Origin of the sequence: Streptomyces sp. NPDC048419 (assembly GCF_043200415.1) — a bacterium.
Classification (GTDB): Bacteria; Actinomycetota; Actinomycetes; order Streptomycetales; family Streptomycetaceae; genus Streptomyces.
The window spans coordinates 611,438-632,712 of sequence record NZ_JBICXT010000002.1; the positions used below are offsets into that span (position 1 = coordinate 611,438).

Genomic DNA, 21,275 nt, shown 5'->3' on the forward strand with positions numbered 1-21,275 from the left:
GTGTCCAAGAGGCCTGCGAGGCAAGGGAGTTAGCCGATGACCGGAGCAAGCTCGCCAGACCGACGCCGCTTTCTGACCGCCGGCACAGCCGTACTCGGAGCCGCCGCCTCCGCCGTGCTCTGGCTGCCGGGCACCGCGCGGGCGGCCGAAGGCACACTGCCCGACGGGGTCTTCAGCCTCGGGATCGCCTCCGGTGACCCGCTGCCGGACGGCATCGTGCTGTGGACCCGGCTCGCCCCCGCCCCCCTGGCCGGCGGCGGGATGCCCGACCAGGTGGTCCCGGTCGAGTGGGAGATCGCCGAGGACGAACGGCTCAGGAAGACGGTGCGCCGGGGCGTCGCCCAGGCCCGCCCCGAGTTCGGGCACAGCGTCCACGTGGACGTCCGCGGCCTGCGCCCGGACCGTGCCTACTGGTACCGCTTCAGAGCGGGCGGCCAGATCTCGCCCACGGGCCGCACCCGCACCGCCCCCCACCCGCACGCGAAGAACGGCTTCCTGCGGGTGGCCCTCGCGTCCTGCCAGAACTGGCAGCACGGCTACTTCACGCCGTACGCCGACATGGTCGAGCAGGACCCAGACTTCGTCCTGTTCGTCGGCGACTACATCTACGAGTCCACGCCGTCGTCGGCGGGTCCGCGCCGGCACGAGGGCACGGGGGAGCCGTACACCCTGGAGCAGTACCGCAACCGGTACGCGCAGTACCGTACCGACCCCGACCTGCTGACGATCCACGCCAGCGCGCCCTGGGTGGTCACGTTCGACGACCACGAGGTCGACAACGACTGGGCCGGCGAGGTCCCGCAGGACCCGGACAAGCAGTCCCACGACGCCTTCGTGGCCCGGCTGACCGCGGCCTTCCAGGCGTACTACGAGCACATGCCGGTCCGGGCGACCGCGATCCCGAGCGGCCCGCACATCCAGATGTACCGCCGCCTTGAGTTCGGCCGCCTGGTGCGCCTCAACGTCCTCGACACCCGCCAGTTCCGCAGCGACCAGGCGACCACGCAGGCCGGTGCGGAGGACCCGTCGATGACCATGCTGGGCGCGGAGCAGAAGGCCTGGCTGATGGACGGGATGCTGGACTCGCCCGCCCGCTGGAACCTCGTCGCCTCGCAGATCATGATGGCCGAGACCGACATCCTGCCCGGCGAGGGCAAGCTCTGGTACTACGACGCCTGGGACGGCTACCAGGTCGAACGCAACGCCCTGCTGGACGAGTTCGCCGAGGTCCGCAACCCGGTCGTGCTCAGCGGCGACCGCCACCTGACGATGATCAGCGACCTGAGGACCGACTACTCCGACCCGGAGTCCGAGGTCGTGGGCGCCGAGTTCGTCGGTACGTCCATCTCCAGCAACGGCGACCAGGACCAGGCCGCCTTCCACGCCCAGTGGGACCCGCTGAAGGCGGACAACCCGCACTGGAAGTTCATCGACGCCCACCGCGGCTACCACCTCTTCGACATCCACCGCGACGGCATCGACGCGCAGGTGCGGGTGGTGGACACGGTCGTACGTCCGCAGGCGACGCCGAGCACGCAGGCGCGGCTGCGGGTGGAGAACGGCCGGCCGGGGGTCGAACTCGCCTGAACGCGGTGACAGCGGCCGGAGAGGGGCCTGGGCTCACAGGAGTTCCAGGCCGTTCTCAGGTAAGTCTCAGGTGTGAGTCTTACCCTCCCTTAACCATGGCGACCGACTGTACGAGAGATGACGCCCGGGCGAACGACTCCGACCGCCCCGCCCCGCTGCCCCCGGGCACCCGGCTGCTGCACATCGGCCCGCACAAGACCGGGACGACCTCGATCCAGGGCGCGCTGTTCGCCGCGCAGGACCAACTGCCCGCGCACGGAGTCGAGTTCCCCGGGCAGACCCGGCACCCCATGGAGGCGGCGCTCGCGGCCGTCGCGCGTCCCGGGATGATGGGCGACGCCGTGCCCACCGAGCGGCACTGGACGAAGCTGGTGCGGCAGGTGCGCGACACCGGCGACCGCACGGCCGCGGTCAGCAGCGAGTTCTTCGCCGACGCCGATGACGACGAGACGATCGCGCGGATCGTCGAGCAGCTCGGCGGCGACCGCGTGCACGTCCTGGTCACCCTGCGCCCGCTGGCGAAGATCATGCCCTCGCAGTGGCAGCAGTACGTGCAGAACGGTCTGCGGATGGGCTACGAGGACTGGCTCGAGCACATGCTCCGCAAGGCCCCGTACGAGCAGCCCAACCCCAGCTTCTGGCGCCGGCACCGGCACGACCGGCTGGTCGCCCGGTGGGCGCGGGCGGTCGGCACGGAGCGGATCACCGTCGTCGTGGTCGACGACCGGGACCGCGGCGGCCTCATGCGCACCTTCGAGGCGCTCCTCGGACTGCCCGCGAATCTCCTACAGCCCGTTCCGGACACGGCGAATCGTTCGCTTACTCTCGCCGAGACCGAAATGCTGCGAAATCTCAACATGGAATTCCGCGGCAATGGACTGCCGGACGAGCTCTATTCCAAACTGGTGCGTAACGGCGCCGTCATGCATATGAAGAACTCGTGCAGTCCCACATCGCATGACGTGAAGATCTCGACACCGCGGTGGGCGGCCGAGGCCGCCGCCGGGATCGCCGCGGAGATGATTGACGCCATCACTCATACGGGCGTACGGGTGCTGGGTGACCCTGCGCTGCTGTCCGCCGTCCCGAAGCCCGCGGGTGAGTCCCCGCAGGAGCCGCGCATCGCTCCCGAGGTGGCCGCCCAGGCCCTGTACGGCGCGCTCGCCGCGGCCGCCGAGGTGCCCGTACGGCACAGCACGCCGGCCAGATCGCGCACGGTTCACCAGACGTCCTCGGTGGAACTCGTGAAGGTGCTCGGCCACCGCTGTCTGAGGAAGCTGCGCCGCCACTGACCGGCTGTGCGGTTACTCACAGCAACCAACCGCCGTCCCCGGGAGCCTGCGGGGGGCCTCCCGGCGTCACCAGCACTGCAAGGTGAATGCAAGATGGCGCGTACATATGCGGTGAACGGCGCTCACCTTGCACAGCGGTAACCGCAAGTGGGACCATTTCCCCGTTCCCTGACGCCCCAAGGTAGGTCCTCTGTGTCCCAGCACATAGCCAAGCCCCGTACCACCGCAGTGATCCTGGCCGGTGGCACCGGCCAGCGTGTGGGTCTCTCGATCCCCAAGCAGCTGCTGAAGATCGCCGGCAAGGCTGTCATCGAGCACACCCTGACCACCTTCGAGAACGCCGACTCGATCGACGACGTCATCGTGCTGATGGCGCCGGGTTACGTGCCCGACGTGGAGAAGATCGTCGCCAAGGCCGGTTTCACCAAGGTCAAGAAGATCATCGAGGGCGGCTCGACCCGGAACGAGACGACCGAGCGCGCCATCGAGGCCCTCGGCGAGGGCCTGGCCGAGGGCGAGGACCTCAACGTCCTCTTCCACGACGCCGTGCGCCCCCTGCTGGCGCAGCGGGTGATCGACGACTGCGTGACCGCGCTGGAGCGCTACCAGGCCGTCGACGTCGCCATCCCGTCCGCGGACACCATCATCGTCACGCGCACGCACGGCGAGGACGGCGAGTTCATCACCGAGATCCCGGACCGCTCCCGGCTGCGCCGCGGCCAGACGCCGCAGGCGTTCAAGCTCTCCACGGTCAGGCGGGCCTACGAGGTCGCGGCCGGCGATCCGAACTTCCAGGCCACGGACGACTGCTCCGTCGTGCTGAAGTACCTGCCGGACGTGCCGATCCACGTCGTCGCGGGCGACGAGTACAACATGAAGGTCACCCAGCCCGTCGACGTCTTCATCGCCGACAAGCTGTTCCAGCTCGCCTCGACGGCGGCGCCGGAGCAGGTCGACGAGGAGGCCTACCGCGAGCTGCTGACCGGCAAGACCGTCGTGATCTTCGGCGGCTCGTACGGCATCGGCAAGGACATCGCCGAGCTCGCCGAGTCCTACGGCTCCACGGTGTACGCGCTCGGCCGCTCCACCACCGGCACCCACGTGGAGAACCCGGAGGAGGTCGACGACGCGCTGTCCAAGGCGTACGCGGAGACCGGCCGGATCGACTACGTCGTCAACACCGCGGGCGTGCTGCGCATCGGCAAGCTGGCCGAGACCGACAACGCGACCATCGAGGAAGCGCTGAAGGTCAACTACCTCGCCCCGGTGCAGATCGCCCGTTCCGCCTACAAGTACCTGGCCGAGACCAAGGGCCAGCTGCTGCTCTACACCTCCAGCAGCTACACCCGCGGCCGTGCCGAGTACAGCCTCTACTCCTCGACCAAGGCCGCCATGGTGAACCTCACCCAGGCCCTGTCCGACGAGTGGGCGGGCGACGGCATCCGCGTCAACTGCATCAACCCGGAGCGCACCGCGACGCCCATGCGTACCAAGGCCTTCGGCCAGGAGCCCGCGGGCTCCCTGCTCTCCTCCGAGGCGGTCGCCCGCACCTCGCTGGACGTGCTGCTGTCCGAGCTGACCGGGCACGTCATCGACGTCCGCCAGCAGGACCCGACGGCGGGTGCGGCGAAGGCCTCCGGCTTCGAGCAGGCGCTGGCCTCGGTTCTGGACCGACAGGACGGCGTGTAATAATCGACGGGAATTAGCCTTACGTTATTCAGGCCTCTGCTTTCCGGTGTCAATGCGCTGCATTGACCGGGTGAACGCAGGGGCCTGAATCCGTACACCCGACGAATTACCGCACACCCTGCGCAGTCCAGAACAAAACCGGCACTCCCCCCTCCCAGAGCAGGTTCTCCGTGATATCCACCGCTATTCGCGTCGCCCGAGTGGGCAGCGCGGCTGAGCTGGCCGCGGCGGCACTCATGATGCTGGGCTTCCCGGCTCTCATGCTGGCCGCGCTCGTCCCGAGCGTCTACGCCTTCGCGGCCGCGGCCGCCGTCACGTATCTGGCGGACCACTATCTGCACCGCAAGGGCAGCTACCTGGTCAACCGGCTCAGCAAGGTTCGTGCCGGCCTGTCGATCCGTTTCCTGATCCGGCAGCTGCTGCTGATACTGCTGCTGGCCCGGATGTCGTTCGCGGACAACCTGATCTACTACGGCGCGGTCGCCTGCTTCATCGCGTTCTACGGCCTGCAGGCCCCGCACGGCGCCCTGGTCACGCTGATCCGCAACCGCCGCCGGATGCCGGTCGCGACCCGCAACGTGGATCTGAAGTCGCGCATCCGTATCCCGGACGCCCCGCCGCGCTTCTTGCTGGACCGCTCCGCGGAGAAGATGCTCCATCTCGACCTCGCGGCCGTCGTCGGCATCCTGGTCGCCGCGGCCATGAAGTGGTCCGTGCCCGGCTTCATCGGCATCGGCGTCACGCTGTTCCTGGGCTGCCTGTACGTCGCCGCCCTGATCCCGTACGTCCGCGGCGGCAAGATCCCACCGAGCGCGGAGAAGGTGCTCGCGGCCGTCGACGACTGGCTGCGGGAGTACAAGCCGGAGACGGTGCTGTACTTCTCCGGCTCCAAGGACTCGGCGTACCAGGTCAACATGTGGCTGGAGACGATGGAGCAGCTGGACTCCAAGCCGCTGGTCATCCTGCGTGAGCGCGTCATCCTGGCGAACCTGGCCCCCACCACGGCGCCCGTCGTCTGCGTGCCCGGCGGGGTGCACCTGATGAACATGGAGCTGTCGACCGTGCGGGTCGCGCTGTACGCGGCCAACGTCGGCAAGAACATCCACATGCTGCGCGTGCCCACCATGAAGCACGTCTTCATCGGCCACGGCGACAGCGACAAGCTGGCCAGCGTCAACCCCTTCAGCAAGGTGTACGACGAGGTGTGGACCGCCGGCCGCGCGGGCCGCGACCGCTACGCCATCGCCGACGTCGGCGTCCGCGACGACGACATCGTGGAGGTCGGCCGCCCGCAGCTGGCGCCGATCGAGACCTGGCAGGGCGTTCCCGAGGGCCGGGTCCCGACCGTGCTGTACGCACCCACCTGGGAGGGCTGGGACGGCAACCCGGGCAACACCTCGCTCGTGCTGGCCGGTGAGAACATCGTGAAGAAGCTGGTGAAGGCCGACCCGCCGGTCCGCGTCCTGTACAAGCCGCACCCCTTCACCGGCACCGTCAGCAAGGAGGCCGGCACCGCGCACCGGCGCATCATGGCGCTGGTGGAGAAGGCCGCCGCCGAGCGCGCCGCCGACTCCCGCTTCACCACCGAGGCCGCCGCCCAGGAGCAGGCGAAGGGCGACCTGGCCCGGATCGAGGCCCGCCTCGCCGAGCTGTCCGGCTCCGCGGGCGACCGCGGCGACGAGGCCGAGGCCACGCGGGACGGTGTGGTGGACGTCCAGCAGCACGAGGAGGTCGCCCGGCTGCGCGGCGAGTGGAACGACGCGTACTGGCGTTCCTTCGGCAGCTTCGAGCACCGCGTCATCACGGGCGCCGAGCCGCGTCTGTACGACTGCTTCAACGTCTCCGACGCGATGGTCTCCGACATCTCCTCCGTGGTCTCCGACTTCATCGCGAGCGGCAAGCCGTACGCGGTCACCGACTCCGCCGAGCTGGGTGTCGAGGAGTTCAAGCGGCAGAACACCGCCGTGCGTGCCGCGGTGATCCTCTCCAACAGCTCCGCGGAACTGGGCGAGTTGCTGACCGCCGTGCGGACCCCGGACGGCGACCCGCTGGCGGCCGACCGCAAGGAGCTCAAGCAGTACCTGCTCGGCCCGGACGAGCCCACCTCCATCGAGCAGTTCAACACCGCGGTGGCGGACCTGGCGCTCAAGGCGCACACGCGCAACCTCGGCCAGGAGTCCCGGAGCGCCGCCGGCGCGGCCGGTGCGGACGAGCTGTCCGACCAGATGTCCCCGGCGCAGCCGGTGCCGGCGGCCACGGAGCCGGACGGCACGAAGCAGCGCTGACGCTCTCCACCCTCACGTAGAGCCCGGCCCCGAGGAGCGATCCTCGGGGCCGGGCTCTATCGCGTTTCTTACCCCCTTGGCGCATCGCGTCCTGAGCAACTCCCACCGGCGATACGTACCTTCCGGTGAGCTGTGTCACCAATGTCGATCAGTGAGGCAACCTCCGCGAGTGAGCACCCGTCTAACACGTTGCGAATATGCAGATTCGGGGGAAATGCACCTTGACCAAGGGGGAAATGTGACCGTCGCGCAGCCTGATGTCAGCGTGATCATCGGGGCGTACGAGGCGATGCCGTATCTCGTCGAGTGCCTCGCATCGGTCGAGGCACAGACCATCGACCTGGGGCGTATCGAGGTCATCGCGGTGGACGACGGCTCCACGGACGGGACGGGGGAGTACCTGGAGGAGTTCGCGGAGCGGGCCGCCATGCCCGTGACCGTGATCCGCCAGGACAACTCCGGCGGCCCCAGCGGGCCGCGCAACGTCGGTCTCGGCAAGGCCGCCGGACGCTACGTCTTCTTCCTCGACGCCGACGACCGGCTCGGTCCCGAGGCGCTGGAGCGGATGGTCGCCATGGCCGACCGCAACGGCACGGACGTGGTGCTCGGGCGGGTCGAGGGCATCAACCGCAAGCCGCCGCAGTCGATGTGGGGCGCCACGCTCGACCATACGGACGTCTTCTCCTCCAACATCAAGTTCACGCTGAGCGCGCAGAAGCTGTTCCGCCGTGAGCTGCTGGAACAGCACGGGATGCGGTTCGACGAGTCGCTGTGGACCGGCGAGGACGCGCTGTTCACGATGGAGGCGTATCTGCGGGCGAACGGCGTGTCCGTGATAGCCGACCACACCTGCTACTACCTGGTGGGCCGGGACGACGGCAAGCACGTGACGAAGAGCGGCGGCTACTCCCTGCGCTTCGACTCCGCACGCGCCCTGATGAACCTGATAGCCGAGCACGTGCCCGCCGGGGAGCGCCGGGACGCGCTGCTGGTCAGGCCCTTCCTGGTGACGCTTCTGCCGCAGTTCGGGCCCAAATACCTCAAGGACAGCGAGAAGGTACGGCAGCACAAGTTCCAGCTGGCCAAGCCGCTGATGGAGGAGTTCTGGAGCGAGGGCGTGGCCCGCCGCCTCAAGGTCGAGGAACGGCTGCGCCTGCACCTCGTCGCCGAGGAGAAGCCCGAACTCCTCAAGGAGGTCGTGGAGTTCGTCAAGGCGAAGAAGCAGGCCCCCGCCATCCTGGAGAGGCGCGGTCGCCACGTCTACCTCGTCTACCCGCACTTCCGTAAGAGCGCGGCCGCCGTCCCCGACACGATCTACCTGGCTGCCCCTCGCGAGGCCCGGGCCTTCCCCGGCTACCGCGAGCACTCGGCGGGCGGCACACTGCTGCGCCGCGCGGCCCGCGGGGCCCGCCGGGTGCTCAAGTCCCGTGACGCGGCGGCGCGCACGCGCACACCGGGCGGGACCGCGGCGGCGGCCTGAGCCCGGCCTACTGCTTGCCCGACTGCAGCGCCTTGCGGATCGGGCGGCCCACCACGCGGCGGGCGCGGCGGTACACGGATGCGGAGCCCGGGACGGGCTTGCCCCCGCCGCGCTCCAGCTCCCGCTTCAAGTTGGCGTTGTCCAGGGTCAGTTCGGTGATACGGGTCTGGAGCCAGCCGAAGCGGGAGGTGAGCGAGGAGATGTCGGCGTCGTTCCAGGGCCGGATGCCGGGCGGGAAGGCCAGCGAGCGCATACGGGCGTCGAAGGACGCGCCGCCGTCGCCGTGGGAGAAGGTGTTCTCCAGGCCGTTGCGGTCCAGGAAGCCCGTGAACCGCTCGAAGCGCTCCAGGTGACCGCCGGTCAGGCCGGTGAAGTCGGCCTCCTCGTACAGCTGCGCCGGATCGAGGTCCGGGGTCGTCCGGTCGATGCGGCGGTGCGGGATGCCGAAGTAGCGGCACAGCTCCAGCGTCCGTGAGTCGCCGCACAGGACCGTCGCGGGCGTTCCCGCGAGCAGCGCCGCGATGTTGCCGTGGATGCGGGAGCCGAAGGAGAAGTCGTAGCCGCGCAGATCGTCGATCCAGGTGACGGGGTCGATGTAGACCCGCACCTTGTCCTCCCGGAACATCGGGTGGTCCGGGTGCGTCGGGATCGCCGTCACCTCGGCGTTCGCGTGGGACAGGTCCCGCCAGTGCAGCTGCCGTGCGTCGCTGAGGTTCTGGCCGATGAAGGTCAGGTGCGGATAGCGGGCGTGGGCGCGGTCGATGACCTGGTCCAGCCCCTGCTTCTGCACCGCGCTGTGGGAGCCGTTGACCGCGATCCGGGAGCCGGCGGTCAGCTCCTGCGCCTTTTCGCGGACGGTCAGCTCCTTGCCGTACATGAACAGCGACGGGCACCCGATGACCTCGACGTCCCGGTATCCCAGGTCCTTGAGGTACTGCTCGGTGAACTCGCCCCGCACGCCGATCGACGCGCTGCGGTCGAGTACCGCGGAGACGAACTCGCGCACCGTCGCTTCCATCGGCTTCAGCCGCGCCGCGTTGTAGTTCAGCCCGGCCTGCGCGCCGATGCCCAGCACCACCACCGGGATCCGCAGCCTGCCGATCAGCCGCGTCAGCCGCTTCAGCGACCCCTCGAAGGACGGCCGGAACGCGTTCGCCAGCGGTACGACGAAGGCGTCGTACTCCTCGTTGATCCGCTCCGCCGCGGCCACTTCGGTCCGCATGCCGTTCGCGACGACCTCGGTGCCCGGTGTCTCGAGGATCTTGTGGGAGGCGTCACTGAAGATCAGGTTGCCCGAGTTGGTGGCGATGACGTCCTGGTGGAGAGCCTCCTCCACGGGGAAGACGTCGAAGGGGCTCTTGCCCGAGCGCAGCAGGATGCGCTTCACGCGGCGAACTTCTCTGGATTGCACAACGTTAAACTTAGATTTGCCTGCACTTTGATTTCTATAGGCAACCAGTGCAACCTTTTTGCCGTGCGCGACGCGTGATCACGCAGTTACGTGGCGCCTGTCCGGGGACTGGACCGGCGCGCGGGAGCCGGTCCCCTTCGCGTAGATTGCCGGGCGGGGATGCCCGAGTGCGAGGGGACGGAAGACCAAGGTGGCAGGGGCAAGGCAGGGCGTGATCGAGGCCCGCAGGATCGTCGTCAAGGTGGGTTCCTCGTCGCTGACGTCCGCCGCGGGCGGCCTCGACGCCGACCGGGTCGACGCGCTCGTCGACGTACTGGCCAGGAGCCGCAGCGGAGGCGAGAAGGAGATCGTCCTGGTCTCCTCCGGCGCCATCGCGGCCGGCCTCGCCCCACTGGGACTGCGCCGCCGCCCCAGGGACCTCGCCCGCCAGCAGGCCGCCGCCAGCGTCGGCCAGGGACTGCTCGTCGCCCGCTACGCCGCCTCCTTCGCGCGCCACGGCGTGCGCGTCGGCCAGGTGCTGCTCACCTCCGACGACATGAGCCGCCGCGCACACCACCGCAACGCCTCCCGCACCCTCGACAAGCTGCTCGCGATGGGCGCGTTCCCGATCGTGAACGAGAACGACACCGTCGCCACCGACGAGATCCGCTTCGGCGACAACGACCGGCTCGCCGCCCTCGTCGCCCACCTCGTCCACGCCGACCTGCTGGTCCTGCTCTCCGACGTCGACGGCGTCTACGACGGTGACCCCGGCAGGCCCGGCACCTCGCGGATAGCCGAGGTGCGGGGCCCGGCGGACCTGGCGCACGTGGAGATCGGCAGCGCGGGGCGGGCCGGCGTCGGCACCGGCGGCATGGTCACCAAGGTCGAGGCGGCCCGGATCGCGGCCGCGGCCGGCATCCCGGTCGTGCTCACCAGCGCGATCCACGCGGCCGACGGTCTGAACGGCAAGGACACCGGGACCTACTTCCACCCCGCCGGCAAGCGCTCCGCCGACCGGCTGCTGTGGCTCCAGCACGCCTCCACCCCGCAGGGTCACCTGACCCTGGACGACGGTGCGGTGCGGGCGGTCGTCGAGCGGCGCACATCGCTGCTGCCGGCCGGAATCGCCGCCGTGGAGGGCGAGTTCAGCGCCGGGGACCCGGTCGAGCTGCGCGACGGCGAGGGGCGCGCGGTGGCCCGCGGGCTCGTCAACTTCGACGCCAAGGAGATCCCCCAGCTGCTCGGGCGTTCGACGCGGGAGCTGGCGCGCGAGCTGGGCCCGGCCTACGAACGCGAGGTCGTACACCGCGACGACTTGGTGATCCTGCATCCCTGACGCCCGTCAGGGACCGAAAACAGGGGGAACGCCCCGCAAAACGGCCCGCCCTGAGGTGGACGTTCCGCAAAACCGCCCCACGGGCCCTTGCGGCCTGCTCAACTTTGTCTCAGGGACACATTCCGCACGAGCTCTGCTCGACCGTCGTGTGAAGGAGGCCGTCGTGAGACGAGTGCGCCCTGGGACGGCGTCCCGCGGCGGCGTCGGGGGCGCCACCGCCTCCCGCGCGGTGGGCGAGGAGCGCGTTCTCACGAGCGTCGCGGCCGGGGAGCGGTACGAGGAGCCGGCCGACCTGCCCCGCCTGTGGCACGTCACCCTCAGCGTCTCCGGCGAGGAGGCCCCGCTGAAGGAGGTGCGGCGCGGCCTCGAACAGCTCGCCCACGACCACCCCTTTCTGCTGACCAGCCGCTATGCCAACGATCACGCGGAGATCCGTTACTGGGAGGAGGCCCGCGACCTGCACGACGCGGCCGCCGTGGCGCTGCGGCTGTGGGGCGAGCACCGCCAGACCGCCCAGCTGCCGCCCTGGGAGATCGTCGGCCTGGAGGTCATCGACCGGGAGACCTACCACCAGCGCGTCGCGGAGGGGTACGGCCCGCCGCCCGCGAGCCCGGTGGGCGTGCACCCCTTTTGAGCCTCCTTCGCCGGGTGTCTCGGGGTTTGGGATGTCCGGTGAACGCTCCGGCGTGGCGCACTACCCTTCCCTCATGACCACGCTTTCGCCGTACGACTCCATGTCCCCGGTCACGCAGGCCGCCTACCGCGCCAAGGCCGCCGCCGCGGACCTCGCCCCGCTGCCCCGCGCGGAGAAGGACGACGCGCTGCTCGCCGTCGCGGACGCCCTGGAGGTCCGTACCAGCGAGATCGTCGAGGCCAACGCCAGGGACATCGCCAAGGCCCGTGCGGCCGGCACCAGCGAGGCCATCGTCGACCGGCTCACCCTCACCCCGGAGCGGGTGCGCGCCATCGCCTCCGACGTGCGGGACGTCGTCGCACTGCCCGACCCGGTCGGCGAGGTGGTCCGCGGCTCGACCCTGCCGAACGGCATCGACCTGCGCCAGGTCCGCGTCCCGCTCGGCGTCGTGGGCATCATCTACGAGGCCCGCCCGAACGTGACGGTCGACGCCGCCGCACTCTGCCTGAAGTCCGGCAACGCGGTCCTGCTGCGCGGCTCCGCCTCCGCCTACGAGTCCAACACCGCCCTGGTCCGGGTCCTGCGGGACGCCGTCGGCGGCGCCGGACTGCCCGCCGACGCCGTCCAGCTCGTGCCCGGCGAGAGCCGCGAGAGCGTGCGCGAGCTGATGCGCGCCCGGGGCCTGGTCGACGTCCTGATCCCGCGCGGCGGCGCCTCCCTGATCCAGACCGTCGTCTCGGAGTCCACGGTCCCGGTCATCGAGACCGGCACCGGCAACTGCCATGTCTACGTCGACGCGCAGGCCGACCTCGACATGGCGATCGACATCCTGATCAACTCCAAGGCCCACCGGGTCAGCGTCTGCAACGCCGCCGAGACCCTTCTGGTCCACCAGGACATCGCCCCCGAGTTCCTGCCGCGCGCCCTGGACGCCCTCGCCGAGGCCGGGGTGACCGTGCACGCCGACCCGCGCGTGCTGGCGTACGCGAAGGACTCCAAGGCGACCGTCGTCGAGGCGACGCCGGAGGACTGGGACACCGAGTACCTCTCCTACGACATCGCCGCCGCCGTGGTGGACTCGCTGGACAAGGCCGTCGAGCACATCCGGCTGTGGACCTCCGGCCACACCGAGGCGATCGTGACCGCCTCCCAGCAGGCCGCCCGCCGCTTCACCCAGCTGGTCGACTCCACCACGGTCGCCGTGAACGCCTCGACCCGCTTCACCGACGGCGGCCAGTTCGGCTTCGGCGCGGAGATCGGCATCTCCACGCAGAAGCTGCACGCCCGCGGCCCGATGGGCCTGCCGGAGCTGACGAGCACGAAGTACATCGTCACCGGGGACGGCCACATCCGGCGCTGACCGAGCCGCGAGGAGGGGGCGCATATGCATGGGGCATGCGCTCCCGGTACGCGCCCGTGCCGCACGGGAGATGTCTCGGCAGACGGATGAATTTCCATACCGTCTGCCCAAATTGACCCCCCAGGTCTACTCTGGAGACGTGCCGGAGGACGTGGGGGGCACGCCGTTCCCTGACGGCTGGGAGCCCGACGACGACCACGACCGCGGGGTGTCGGACGAAGAGTTCGCCTCCGTGGCCTTCGACGAGGCCTTCGTACGGGCGGCAGCCGTCCATGAGCCGACCGCCGTGGAGCGCCTCCTGGCCGCGGCACAGGCGAGAGCGGAGGCCTCCGAGGCCGAGGCCCGCCGCGCCCACGGCCGCGGCGAGCGCTACGAGGAAGGCTACGGCCCCGGATTCGGCCATGATCCCGACCTCGACGACCCGGACGACACCGACGTCCTCGAAGGCCGCTACGGCACGACGGGGACGTACGGGAAGCAGGTCCGCTGGCACCGCCCCGTCGCCTGGATGCTCGCCATCGTGATGGGCATAGGCATGGTCGCGCTGGCCTTCGCGGCGGTCTACCGCGGTGCCTCCTCGGGCAACCGCGAGCAGGTGCCGCCGCCCGCGTCGACCGGTCTGGAGCAGGGGAGCGCGGCGCCGCCCTCCGCCTCCGCCGACACCGCCCAGCCCGCCATCTCGGTCATCCCGCGCACCCCCTGAGCGGCGCCCGGAGCACGGCCTTGGCGCGCGTGCCCGCGTGCTGTCCCGATCCTGGTGAGAACCTGTCAGAAGTTGTCGTGCGGCCGGGCGTTTACCCGGGCTCCGTGAGACCTACCCTGAAGATATGGGAGGGTCTGGAGACCCACCTGAGGGGACACCCGAGGGCGCCCCCGCAGGTGGTGAGGACGAGTATCGATCCGTCGTGTTCGACGAATCGTTCGTCCGCGCTGCCCGCCTCCAGGAGTTGTCCGCGCACGAGCGCATGGCCGACCACGCGCCCGCCGTACGCCGCCGCCCGCCGCTGCACCGCGGCCTGTCCCGGCAGGCGCTGATCCTGGTCCTGCTGATCGCGGTGGCCTTCGGCACCGCGATCTACATGGGCGTACGCCACCCCTACCAGACGCCGTCCGCCCGGCAGCCCGTCGAGCCCCTGCGGATGACCGTCATCCCGCTCTCCCCCCAGGGCGAGGTGCCCGGCGCGACCGATCCCGAGTACCTGTACGCGCACAGCCCCGCCGCGCAGTTCCGCGTCGGCGCCGAGGGCATACCGCTGCCGGCCACGCGGCGCACCGCGCACTTCTCCGACAGCCAGGTGGTGGCCGCACTGACCACGGCCAAGGACTACATCGTGCGCTCCGCGCTCGACCCCGAGGTCATCGTCGGCCAGGACGTCCGCGCCGTGCGGGTCATGCTCGACGGCGACCAACTCGACCAGTTCGACCAGAGTTTCGAGCATCCGGTGGCCGACGGCCGGCATCAGCCCACCGGGTGGCTGGTCCGCTTCGACCAGACCCGCGCCCAGCTCGCCGACGACAGGATCCGGGTCCAGGGCTCGCTGCTGGCCGCCGAGACCGACTCCGCCACCCTCGAGGTCACCGCGGACCACACCTTCGTCTACGCGCTGAAGCCGACCGGATCCGACGCCAAGGCCCAGGCCTCCCTCTTCACGGTCCGGCGCGAGCTGCACTTCCGCTTCGACCGTGACGACCTCCGCCTGCACCAGGCCCAGCTCGTCATCTCCTACGTCCAGGCCGGCCCGCTGTCCTGCGCCGAGGACTCCACGAACCATCTGCATCCGCTGCTGGCCGGGCAGACGGCCCGCGCGGGCGGCCCGGCGGGCACGGACCCGTACGCCACAAGCGGGTTCACGGCCCTGTGCGGATCGCTCGCGGCGAGCGCGCAGCCGAAGGTGTGAGAACTCCTCTGCCCGCTTCCGCGCGGCTCAGTCGCCGTCCCGCGGCGGTGTGTCCTTCGGGGGCGTGTCCGTGGGAGGCGTGTCCGTCGGCGGCCGGTCCTCGCGCGGCGCCGAGCCGGTGAAGCCGTCGAAGCCGCGCCTTACCCGGCCGCCGAGACCGCCCGCCCCGCCGGCGATGTCGCTGACCAGCTTCATCAGCGGGTCCTTGGAGTCCTTGACGTTGCTCGCGTAGCTCGCCGCCGACTCGCGCCAGGAGTCCGAGACCGAGGCGTCCTTGTCCTCGTCGCGGCGCGGGTAGTGGCCGTCCATGATCCGCTGGAAGTCGCGGGACTCGGCCCACTTCTTCAGCTCGGCCGCGCGGATGGTGGTGAAGGGGTGCGTCCGCGGCAGCAGGTTCAGGATCTTCAGCACGGAGTCGCGCAGGTCGCCGCCCGCCTCGTACTCCTCGGCCTGCTTGAGGAAGGCGTCCACGTTCATCTCGTGCAGGTGGTTGCCGCCCGCGATCTTCATCAGGCCGCGCATCGAGGCCCGCAGGTCCTGCCCGGCCAGCAGGCCGGCCCGGTCCGCGGACAGCTCCGACTTGCGGAACCACTCGCGCAGCGCCGTCACGATCGCCATGATCGCGAGGTTGCCCAGCGGGATCCAGGCGACCCGGACGGCGAGGGTGGTCAGGAACAGCAGGATCGTGCGGTACACGGCGTGGCCGGACAGGGCGTGGCCCACCTCGTGCCCGATGACGGCCCGCATCTCCTCCTCGTCGAGCAGTTCGACCAGGCCCGTGGTGACGACGATGATCGGCTCGTCCAGGCCGATGCACATCGCGTTCGGCTGCGGGTCCTGGTTGACGTACATCGGCGGGACCTTCTCCAGGTCCAGGATGTAACAGGCGTCCCGCAGCATGTCGTTGAGATGCGCGAACTGCTGGTCCGAGACGCGCACGGAGTCGGACAGGAACAGCAGCCGGAGGCTGCGCTCGGGCAGCAGCGCGCTGAGCGCCTTGAAGACCGTGTCGAAACCGCTCAGCTTGCGCAGCGCGACCAGCGCGGAGCGGTCGGCGGGGTGCTCGTAGGCACGCGAGGAGATCCCCGGGAAGCGTCGGCGTTGCCTGCTCGGAACGTGCTCGTGTCCGTTGTGCTCGTGGCCGTCGTCGGACATGTGTGTCCCCCATGTGCGTGTGAGTGGCCCTTTGCGGACCCTTGTGCGGCCCTTTGCGCCCCCGAAGCAAGGCCCAGCCTAGGCGGAGTTACCGTGGACGGGCACTACACCGAAGGAGTCCAGCACCATGGAGCACACTGCCGCAGCCCTGTGGCTCGTCCAGGCCGCGAGCGCGTCCCCGCACCAGGGGCCGGGGAATCTGCTCCGGATCGTGCTGATCGTGATGATGGTGGGTTGCGCGCTGACCGGGTGGTTCCTGCTGCGGGGCTACAAGCAGAAAGACGACTGAGGACCTTCCCGGGTTCCCCAACGGCGGAGTCGGCGTGATCGCCGCAACGGCGCCCGCTTACGATTGGCCGACATCTTCATCCCGCCCACACCGGATAGGTTCTGCCGATGACGAGCTTCCACGCTGCCGCCGCTCAGTTGGTCACTCTCGCTGCCGAGGGCGAGGAGCACGGCGGCAATCACGAGAGCCTCAGCCCGTACATCACCGGCGGCGGTGCCCTGTTCATCCTGCTGCTCCTGCTGTGGATCACCACCCGTTTCAACCGCGACCGCTGAGTCCCACCCGGGCCGCTGCCGGGGACCGGCCCGCCCGGTCCTCTCAGGCCGGGCCGGTAGGGTCTGCACGCATGGGAGAGCAGGACATGCCTACCGGCCCGTCGAACCCCGGCAAGCGCCGTCTCGGCGTCATGGGCGGAACGTTCGACCCGATCCACCACGGGCACCTCGTGGCGGCCAGCGAGGTCGCCGCGCAGTTCCACCTGGACGAGGTGGTCTTCGTGCCGACCGGCCAGCCGTGGCAGAAGACGCACCGCGACGTCTCCCCGGCCGAGGACCGCTATCTGATGACGGTGATCGCGACCGCCGAGAACCCGCAGTTCTCGGTGAGCCGTATCGACATCGACCGGGGCGGCGCGACGTACACCGTGGACACGCTCCGTGATCTGCGCGCGCTGAATCCCGACACGGACCTCTTCTTCATCACCGGCGCCGACGCCCTCGGTCAGATCCTCACCTGGCGGGACTCCGAGGAGCTGTTCTCCCTGGCGCACTTCATCGGCTGCACCCGGCCCGGCCACCATCTGTCCGACCACGGCCTCCCCGAGGGCGGTGTCTCACTCGTCGAAGTTCCCGCGCTGGCCATCTCCTCCACAGACTGCCGTGCGAGAGTCGCCAAGGGAGACCCCATCTGGTACATGGTGCCGGACGGAGTCGTGCGCTACATCGACAAGCGCGAGCTGTACCGCGGCGAGTGAGCCGAGAGGGGCACCGGTGAACGACCGATACGACGCGGGCTACGGCGACCACGAGGACCAGTACGAACTCGTCGGCTACGACGAGTACGGCCGGCCCGTCTACAGACAGGCCGCACAGCAGCAGGCGCCGCAGCAGCCGTACGACCCGTACGCGCAGCAACAGCAGGGCTACGGATACGACCCGTACGCCACCGGCTCGCAGCAGCAGGTCCCGCAGCAGTACGACCCCTACGGCACCGGACAGCAGCCCGTCACGCCGCCCGCGCCCTCCTACGACCCCTACGGCACCGGTGCGCCCCAGGGCGGTGCGCCCCAGGCGCCGTACGACCCCTACGGGCGGGCCGCGGCCAGTGGGCAGCAGCCCCGGGTCGCCGAGCAGACCGCCTACATCCCGCAGCAGGCGGGCCCGGGGGAGCGGACGCAGGAGGCGTCCCCGGCCGAACGGGACTACCGCACCGAGCAGTTCGAGTTCGTCGAGGAGCCGGACGGCGACTCCGAGGACGTCATCGACTGGCTGAACTTCACCGAGAACCGCACCGAGCGCCGCGAGGAGGCCAAGCGCCGCGCCCGCAGCCGCCTCGTCGCCCTCGTCGTCGTGCTGGCCATGGTCGCGGTCGGCGGCGTCGGCTACCTCTGGTACGCAGGGAAGCTGCCGGGCCTGTCGTGGTCCGGCTCCAAGAAGGGCGGCAGCGCGACCGCCGCGGGTGCCCAGAACCGCGACGTGATCGTCGTCCACCTGCACAACACCAAGGGCGGCGGCACCTCCACGGCGCTGCTCGTCGACAACACCACCACCAAGCAGGGCACCACTGTGCTGCTGCCCAACTCCCTTTCCCTGACGGACGACGACGGCACCACGACCACCCTCGCCAAGTCGGTCGACGGGGACGGCTCCTCGGGCACCCGCGACTCCCTCGACACGGCCCTCGGCACCGACATCGAGGGCACCTGGCGGCTGGACACCCCGTATCTGCAGAACCTGGTCGACCTGATCGGCAACATCGAGATCGACACCAACGCCGACGTACCGGACCCGGCCGCCAAAAAGAAGGGCGCCGAGCCCCTCGTCCACCAGGGCAAGGACCAGACCCTCAGCGGCAAGACGGCCGTCGCCTACGCCACCTACCGCGCCTCCGGCGAGGCCCAGAACGCCCAGCTGGAGCGGTTCGGCCAGGTCATGGCGGGCGTGCTGCGCAAGATGTCCTCCGACCCGGCGGCCGCGACGACGACCGTGCAGACCCTCGCCCAGATCCTGGACCCCTCGCTCACCGACAAGGACCTCGGCACCTTCCTCGCCAAGCTCGCCGACCTCGCCAAGGGCGGTGACTACAAGACCGCCCTGCTGCCCGTCCAGAGCGACGGCACGATGAGTGCGCAGGCCAGCGCCAGCGTGGTCAAGGACGTCCTCGGCGGCGCGGCCAAGAGCCCCGAGCAGGGCTCCGCGGTCCGGGTCTCCGTCCAGAACGCCACGGGCACGAAGGCCAACACCGACAAGGCCCGCGTGGTCCTCCTCAACGGCGGCTTCACCTTCCTGGAGGGCGGCACCGCGGGCACCGCGTCGGCCACGTCCAAGGTCGTCTACACCGACGCCAAGGACAAGGCGAACGCCGGCGAGGTCGCCAAGACCCTGGGCCTGCCGGACAGCTCCGTGGCCAAGGGGAAGACCACCTCGAACGCGGACGTCTCGGTGATCCTCGGCCAGGACTACAAGCCGTCCGCCTCCTGACCGGCCCGAGCGGCGGGCGCCCCACGTGATCTATTAATCACGTGGGGTACGCCCGGCGGTCCGTGAGACCCTTGGTGTCAACAGACCGCCGACCGAAAGCCACGTAGTGACCGCCACTGACCGTTCCCTCGAGCTGATCACCACTGCCGCGCAGGCGGCCGCCGACAAGCTCGCGCACGACATCATCGCCTACGACGTCAGCGACGTGCTGTCGATCACGGACGCCTTCCTGCTGGCCTCAGCGCCCAACGACCGCCAGGTCAAGTCGATCGTCGACGAGATCGAGGAGCGGCTCAACAAGGAGCTCGGCGCCAAGCCGGTGCGCCGCGAGGGCGACCGCGACGCCCGCTGGATCCTGCTCGACTACGTGGACATCGTCGTCCACGTCCAGCACAGCGAGGAGCGCGTCTTCTACGCCCTGGAGCGGCTGTGGAAGGACTGCCCCGAGCTCGAGCTGCCCGCCGACGCCAAGGCCACCCGCGGCAAGGCCGAGGAGCACGCCAGGCACCAGGCCGCCGAGGAGGCGACCGACCTCGGCGGTGAGTGGTGACGAGCGCCACCGGTGAGGTGTCCGCCGGCAGGCAGGGCCGGGGACGCCGCGTCATCCTCTGGCGTCACGGCCAGACCGCCTGGAACGTGGAGCGCCGCTTCCAGGGCACCACGGACGTCGCCCTCACCGAGACCGGCGTGGCCCAGGCCCGCCGCGCCGCCCGGCTGCTCGCCTCCCTGAGGCCCGACGCGATCGTCGCCTCCGACCTGCAGCGGGCCGCGAACACCGCGGCCGAGCTCGCCGAGCTCACCGACCTGGAGGTCGCCCACGACGAGGGGCTGCGCGAGACCTACGCGGGCGTCTGGCAGGGCCTGACGCACGAGGAGATCATCGGGCGGCACGGCGAGCAGTACGCCGCGTGGAAGCGCGGCGAGCCGGTCCGCCGCGGCGGCGGCGAGCTGGAGACCGAGGTGGCCGAGCGCGCCGCCCCGGTCGTGCTGCGCCATGCCGAGAAGCTCCCCGACGACGGCACGCTCGTCGTGGTCAGCCACGGCGGGACGATCCGCACCACGATCGGGCGTCTGCTGGGCCTGGAGCCCCGTCACTGGGAGAGCCTCGGTGGCCTCTCCAACTGCTGCTGGTCCGTCCTCGGCGAGGGCGCCCGCGGCTGGCGCCTGCTGGAGCACAACGCCGGCACGCTGCCCGAGCCGGTGCTCGGCGACGACGACTAGCGGATTTCACTTTCCGGCAGGTCGCAGGCTAGAGTTCTTCTTGTTCGCCCCGCCGAGCGGGAAGAACGTGATGGGGCTATAGCTCAGTTGGTAGAGCGCCTGCATGGCATGCAGGAGGTCAGGAGTTCAATTCTCCTTAGCTCCACAACAAGATCCCGTCTCCGTTCCGGAGGCGGGATTTTCTGTCTGTTCCTGTACGACTTGAGTCACTTGTGGTCCCGAAGGCGTATACCTCTGTGGAGGCGCTCTCGGCGTGCGTGTCCGTACTGGTACTCAGGCGTCGCTGACCGTATTGGCCCGGCCGTGGCAGAATCAAACGGCCGGAAGGGAGCGCGGCCCGACGGGAGGGAGCTGTGATGCCTGTGAGCATCCTCGAGGAGGTCGGCCACCTCCTCGAAGCGGCGTCTGCACGGGACACGGTCATCCGTCTGAGCTGCCCTTCCTGCGGTTCCGCCCACGTCGCGCAAGTCCTCGGTGACAACGGCGGAATCTCCTACGTGTGCACGGCCTGCGGCCACAGCTGGAGCTGATCGATGGGTGCACACAGGCGCAAGTGCGATTGGTGCGGCAGCGGCACGCCGATCGTCCGCGACATGGAGCCGGTCAACCCCGACTACCAGTACTGGTGCGAGGAGTGCGCGCGGGCGCTGATCATAAAGGGCGACCCGATCGAGACGTACCGCGAGCTGGAGGGGGAGCCGATCTACGGCCGCCTGCTCGAGGAGCACTGCACGCTCAAGCGGTTCTACTCGTTCGTCACCGCCTGACGTGCCGGCCCTGCCCGGGGCCGCGGAAACGATTTGGTGTTGCCCCCTGGGGACCGTGTAATGTTGGCGTCGCCGCCGGGGAAACCGGGCGGACCAAAGCACGGGGCTATAGCTCAGTTGGTAGAGCGCCTGCATGGCATGCAGGAGGTCAGGAGTTCAATTCTCCTTAGCTCCACGGCAGATCCCGCCG

At 70.0% G+C, this 21,275-nt stretch carries 20 protein-coding genes and 2 tRNA genes; 20 read left to right on the forward strand and 2 right to left on the reverse strand.

The features are described from left to right. Positions 1-36: 36 nt before the first annotated feature. From ACGFYN_RS06685 to ACGFYN_RS06705, 5 genes are all read left to right on the forward strand, one after another. Positions 37-1,587, forward strand: a complete 1,551-nt coding sequence (locus ACGFYN_RS06685) for an alkaline phosphatase D family protein (protein WP_393864650.1) — start codon at positions 37-39, stop codon at positions 1,585-1,587. A 95-nt stretch (positions 1,588-1,682) separates the two neighbouring features. Continuing rightward, entirely contained in the window at positions 1,683-2,879 is a 1,197-nt protein-coding gene (locus tag ACGFYN_RS06690) for a hypothetical protein (RefSeq protein WP_393864651.1), read from the forward strand. 192 nt (positions 2,880-3,071) lie between these two features. Then, on the forward strand, positions 3,072-4,568 hold the full coding sequence (locus ACGFYN_RS06695; RefSeq protein WP_393864652.1) for a D-ribitol-5-phosphate cytidylyltransferase: 1,497 nt from the start codon (positions 3,072-3,074) through the stop codon (positions 4,566-4,568). 170 nt (positions 4,569-4,738) lie between these two features. Then, positions 4,739-6,853: a hypothetical protein gene (locus ACGFYN_RS06700; RefSeq protein ID WP_393864653.1), complete on the forward strand. Its 2,115-nt coding sequence runs from the start codon at positions 4,739-4,741 to the stop codon at positions 6,851-6,853. Positions 6,854-7,091: 238 nt separating this feature from the next. Then, the gene (locus tag ACGFYN_RS06705) at positions 7,092-8,333 is read left to right on the forward strand and encodes a glycosyltransferase family 2 protein (protein ID WP_393864654.1); all 1,242 of its coding nucleotides are present in this window, start codon (positions 7,092-7,094) and stop codon (positions 8,331-8,333) included. 7 nt (positions 8,334-8,340) lie between these two features. On the opposite strand, the gene ACGFYN_RS06710 is transcribed toward ACGFYN_RS06705, so the two are convergent. Beyond that, positions 8,341-9,720, reverse strand: coding sequence for a polysaccharide pyruvyl transferase family protein (locus tag ACGFYN_RS06710; RefSeq protein ID WP_393864655.1), 1,380 nt, complete (start codon positions 9,718-9,720; stop codon positions 8,341-8,343). Positions 9,721-9,955: 235 nt separating this feature from the next. On the opposite strand from ACGFYN_RS06710, the gene proB reads away from it, so the two are divergent. From proB to ACGFYN_RS06735, 5 genes are all read left to right on the forward strand, one after another. Next, complete coding sequence (gene proB / locus ACGFYN_RS06715; RefSeq protein WP_393864870.1) at positions 9,956-11,062, forward strand: glutamate 5-kinase; 1,107 nt, start codon at positions 9,956-9,958, stop codon at positions 11,060-11,062. Between the two features lie 172 nt (positions 11,063-11,234). Continuing rightward, a complete protein-coding gene (locus tag ACGFYN_RS06720; RefSeq protein ID WP_393864871.1) occupies positions 11,235-11,696 on the forward strand; it encodes a hypothetical protein in 462 nt (153 codons plus the stop codon). Between the two features lie 73 nt (positions 11,697-11,769). After that, complete coding sequence (locus ACGFYN_RS06725; protein WP_393864656.1) at positions 11,770-13,056, forward strand: glutamate-5-semialdehyde dehydrogenase; 1,287 nt, start codon at positions 11,770-11,772, stop codon at positions 13,054-13,056. A 139-nt stretch (positions 13,057-13,195) separates the two neighbouring features. Continuing rightward, on the forward strand, positions 13,196-13,759 hold the full coding sequence (locus ACGFYN_RS06730) for a hypothetical protein (RefSeq protein WP_393864657.1): 564 nt from the start codon (positions 13,196-13,198) through the stop codon (positions 13,757-13,759). 124 nt (positions 13,760-13,883) lie between these two features. Beyond that, entirely contained in the window at positions 13,884-14,954 is a 1,071-nt protein-coding gene (locus ACGFYN_RS06735) for a hypothetical protein (RefSeq protein ID WP_393864658.1), read from the forward strand. Positions 14,955-14,981: 27 nt separating this feature from the next. On the opposite strand, the gene ACGFYN_RS06740 is transcribed toward ACGFYN_RS06735, so the two are convergent. After that, positions 14,982-16,109, reverse strand: coding sequence for a M48 family metallopeptidase (locus ACGFYN_RS06740; RefSeq protein WP_393864659.1), 1,128 nt, complete (start codon positions 16,107-16,109; stop codon positions 14,982-14,984). Positions 16,110-16,236: 127 nt separating this feature from the next. On the opposite strand from ACGFYN_RS06740, the gene ACGFYN_RS06745 reads away from it, so the two are divergent. From ACGFYN_RS06745 to ACGFYN_RS06790, 10 genes are all read left to right on the forward strand, one after another. Further along, positions 16,237-16,398 (forward strand): hypothetical protein, encoded by a 162-nt coding sequence (locus ACGFYN_RS06745; RefSeq protein WP_393864660.1) that lies wholly within the window; start codon positions 16,237-16,239, stop codon positions 16,396-16,398. 107 nt (positions 16,399-16,505) lie between these two features. Further along, positions 16,506-16,673 (forward strand): hypothetical protein, encoded by a 168-nt coding sequence (locus tag ACGFYN_RS06750; RefSeq protein ID WP_393864661.1) that lies wholly within the window; start codon positions 16,506-16,508, stop codon positions 16,671-16,673. 71 nt (positions 16,674-16,744) lie between these two features. Further along, a complete protein-coding gene (gene nadD, locus ACGFYN_RS06755; RefSeq protein WP_393864662.1) occupies positions 16,745-17,371 on the forward strand; it encodes a nicotinate-nucleotide adenylyltransferase in 627 nt (208 codons plus the stop codon). A gap of 16 nt (positions 17,372-17,387) precedes the next feature. Beyond that, positions 17,388-19,097, forward strand: coding sequence for a LytR C-terminal domain-containing protein (locus ACGFYN_RS06760; RefSeq protein ID WP_393864663.1), 1,710 nt, complete (start codon positions 17,388-17,390; stop codon positions 19,095-19,097). A gap of 106 nt (positions 19,098-19,203) precedes the next feature. Next, positions 19,204-19,647: a ribosome silencing factor gene (gene rsfS / locus ACGFYN_RS06765; protein WP_393864664.1), complete on the forward strand. Its 444-nt coding sequence runs from the start codon at positions 19,204-19,206 to the stop codon at positions 19,645-19,647. Then, positions 19,641-20,318, forward strand: a complete 678-nt coding sequence (locus tag ACGFYN_RS06770) for a histidine phosphatase family protein (protein WP_393864665.1) — start codon at positions 19,641-19,643, stop codon at positions 20,316-20,318. Before rsfS ends, ACGFYN_RS06770 begins: the two co-directional genes overlap by 7 nt. Positions 20,319-20,390: 72 nt before the next feature. After that, positions 20,391-20,463, forward strand: a tRNA-Ala gene (locus ACGFYN_RS06775). Positions 20,464-20,674: 211 nt separating this feature from the next. Continuing rightward, positions 20,675-20,848 carry a hypothetical protein gene (locus ACGFYN_RS06780; RefSeq protein WP_393864666.1) on the forward strand — a complete coding sequence of 58 codons (174 nt, stop codon included), beginning with the start codon at positions 20,675-20,677 and terminating at the stop codon, positions 20,846-20,848. 3 nt (positions 20,849-20,851) lie between these two features. Continuing rightward, entirely contained in the window at positions 20,852-21,085 is a 234-nt protein-coding gene (locus ACGFYN_RS06785) for a hypothetical protein (protein ID WP_003976229.1), read from the forward strand. A 102-nt stretch (positions 21,086-21,187) separates the two neighbouring features. Beyond that, positions 21,188-21,260 (forward strand) — tRNA-Ala (locus tag ACGFYN_RS06790). Positions 21,261-21,275: the final 15 nt, after the last annotated feature.